A 3,143-nucleotide genomic window follows, 5' to 3' on the forward strand; every position below is an offset into this window, starting at 1 on the left:
TGACCACCCAGATCGACTGCGAAGAATCGCTGTTCTCGCAGAAGATGTGGATGGCCCTGGACCGCACCCGCTACATGCAATCGTCGAAAACCTTCGTCATGGTCGACCGCCCGTTCTGGAAGGACAAAGACCCGCAAACCGGCCGCGACCTGATGAGCATGACCCTCACCGACCGCCTCACCCGGGGTACCTATCTGTTCGATAACGGCGACGACAAACCCGGGGTGATCTGCCTGTCCTATGCGTGGATGAGCGATGCCCTGAAAATGCTCCCGCACCCGGTCGAAAAGCGCGTGCAACTGGCCCTCGACGCCTTGAAGAAAATCTACCCGAAGACCGATATCGCCGGGCACATCATCGGCGACCCGATCACCATTTCCTGGGAGGCCGACCCGCACTTCCTCGGCGCCTTCAAGGGCGCGCTGCCGGGCCATTACCGCTACAACCAGCGCATGTACGCGCACTTCATGCAGCAGGACATGCCCGCCGAACAACGCGGCATGTTCATCGCCGGTGACGACGTGTCGTGGACGCCGGCCTGGGTGGAAGGGGCGGTGCAGACCTCGCTCAATGCCGTGTGGGGTATCATGAACCACTTCGGTGGCCAGACCCACCCGGACAACCCAGGCCCAGGCGATGTGTTCGATGAAATCGGCCCTATCGCGCTGGCCGACTGAAACAAGGAGGCGCCATGCGCATCGCTCTGTTCCAGGGCGCGCCCAACCCACTGGACGTGCCCGGCAACCTGCAACGGCTGCAGCACCAGGCCCAACTGGCGGCTGAGCGCGGCGCTCAACTACTGGTGTGCCCGGAGATGTTCCTGACCGGCTACAACATCGGCCTGGCCCAGGTCGAACGCCTGGCCGAGGCCAGTGATGGCCTGGCGGCCATGAATGTGGTGGAAATCGCCCAGGCCCATCGCATCGCTATCGTCTATGGCTACCCGGAGCGGGGCGATGACGGCGCGATCTATAACAGCGTGCAACTGATCGATGCCCAGGGTCGCAGCCTGTGCAACTACCGCAAGACGCATCTGTTCGGGGAGCTTGACCGCTCGATGTTCAGCGCGGGGCCCGATCACTTCCCGGTTGTGGAACTGGATGGCTGGAAGGTCGGCATGCTGATCTGCTACGACATCGAGTTCCCGGAGAACGCCCGGCGCCTGGCGCTGGACGGTGCGGAACTGATCCTGGTGCCGACGGCGAACATGACGCCCTACGATTTCATCTGCCAGGTGACGGTACGGGCACGCGCACAGGAGAACCAGTGCTACCTGGTGTATGCGAACTACTGCGGGGCCGAGGATGAAATCCAGTATTGCGGCCAGAGCAGCATCATCGGCCCGGATGGCAGCCTGCTGGCCATGGCCGGGCGGGATGAATGCCAGTTGCTGGCGGAGCTTGCGCATGAGCGCGTGATAGAGGGGCGCAAGGCCTTTCCCTACCTGACCGATTTGCGCCAGGAGCTGCATCTGAGTAAAGGCTGACCGGAGCCCCTCATGCCTGACGCTACGCGCCACCTTACCCTTGCCAACGGCTTGCAGCTGACCCTGCGCAGTGCCCCGCGCCTCAAGCGCGCGGCGGCCGCGTTGCGGGTGCACGCGGGTAGCCACGATGCCCCGGCGCAATGGCCTGGGCTGGCCCACTTCCTTGAACACCTGTTCTTCCTCGGGACCCGCACATTCGCGCAGCAGCACGGGCTGATGCGCTACGTCCAGTCCCTCGGCGGCCAGGTCAACGCCAGCACCCGTGAGCGCACCACCGACTTCTTCTTCGAGGTCCCACCGGCGGCGCTGGCCGGAGGGCTGGAGCGCCTGTGCCAGATGCTGGTCGAACCCGACCTTGGCATCGAGCGCCAGCGCCAAGAGCGTGAGGTGATTCACGCCGAGTTCATCGCCTGGTCACGTAACCCGCAGGCACAACAGCACTTTGCCTTGCTGCAGTCGGTTTCGCCGCAGCATCCATTAAGCGGCTTTCATGCCGGCAACCGGTTTACCCTTGCCCTGCAGGACCCCGCGTTCCAACGGGCTCTCGGGGTGTTTCACCAACGCTTCTACCAGGGCGGGCAGGTCACCCTGAGCCTGTGCGGCCCACAACCCTTGGATGCACTGGAGCGCCTGGGCCGGCAATTTGGCAGCCTGTTCCCGGCCGGTGGGCGTGTCGAGCAAGCAATGCCGCCGCCGCTGCTGGCGGCCGATCAGCCGTTCATCTTCGCCCATGAAGGCCTGCCCGAAGGTGCCGAACGCGCGCTTGGCTTACTGATCGACCTGCTAGGCGACAGCCGCCCGGGCGGATGGCTGAACGCGCTTCGCCAACGCGGCTGGCTACGGGGAGTCAAAGCCGAACCGCTGTATGCTTTCACCGGGCAGATGCTCTGGCACATCGACTTGCAGCTCGGTACCGACGCCTCTGTCGACGAAGCTATCGCATTGCTGCACGGCTGGTTCGGCTTTATTCGCCAGAGCGACCTGCATGAACTCAATGCCCAGTTCGGCCAACTGCAACGCAGCCGCGAGCGGGCCGCCAGCCCGCTTGAACTAGCACGACGGGACGGCGCAGACCAGCCTTTCGCAGCACTCGACAAGCCAGGTTTACGCGCACTGGAGGCACTGCTTGCCAGCCTCCCTTACGCCAGCCTTGGCCAATGGCAGATACCTGCCGCCGACCCTCTGCTGACGGCCGAACCGCTCACAGCAAAGGCACCGTTACCCGCAGCATTGGCCATCAGCGACGCGCTGCCGCCGACACGCGAGTACGCGGCGCTGTACCTACGCTGGCACCTGCCTTCACCTCTTCGACGTGCGCTGTTTCCCATCCTCTGCCAAGCCTTGCGCCCCTTGCTGGAGCGCGCCGAACGGGCGGCGTTGCAGCTGCAGTTCAGCGAGGCTGGCGAGTATTGGCAGCTACGTTGCGCCGGCCAACCCTCAGCGGTGCTCCGCGCCGTCGATGAAGCCCTCACTTTGCTGAACGCGCCCTCACCCGGTAGCTGGCAAGGGCAGCCGAACCCAGAAGCCGCGCAGATCCCGATCAGGGCCCTGCTCAAGCAACTGCCTGACGCCGTTCTTGCCAGCAATGCCGAGCCGTTGCCGCGTTGCACACTCGACCAGCCACTGCTTGACCAGGTATGGGCAACTGCCCGCTGGC

The 3,143-nt window shown here is 64.4% G+C and carries 3 protein-coding genes; all 3 read left to right on the forward strand.

Going from position 1 to position 3,143, the window contains the following annotated elements; genetic code table 11:
• Window positions 1-677, forward strand: a 677-nt coding sequence (locus tag NP534_RS26370; protein ID WP_274100677.1) for a flavin monoamine oxidase family protein, incomplete at its 5' end; no start/stop codon positions are given.
• Window positions 678-691: 14 nt separating this feature from the next.
• A complete protein-coding gene (locus tag NP534_RS26375; RefSeq protein WP_274100678.1) occupies window positions 692-1,486 on the forward strand; it encodes a carbon-nitrogen hydrolase family protein in 795 nt (264 codons plus the stop codon).
• Between the two features lie 12 nt (window positions 1,487-1,498).
• A partial coding sequence (pqqF, locus tag NP534_RS26380; protein ID WP_274100679.1) for a pyrroloquinoline quinone biosynthesis protein PqqF occupies window positions 1,499-3,143 on the forward strand: 1,645 nt, incomplete at its 3' end.

It is taken from the genome of Pseudomonas sp. 39004 (assembly GCF_028682155.1).
GTDB lineage: Bacteria > Pseudomonadota > Gammaproteobacteria > Pseudomonadales > Pseudomonadaceae > Aquipseudomonas > Aquipseudomonas capeferrum.

Bases quoted from the DNA above. Each gene is read 5' to 3' on its own strand.
- NP534_RS26375 (WP_274100678.1), top strand. From the start codon at position 692: ATGCGCATCGCTCTGTTCCAGGGCGCGCCCAACCCACTGGACGTGCCC.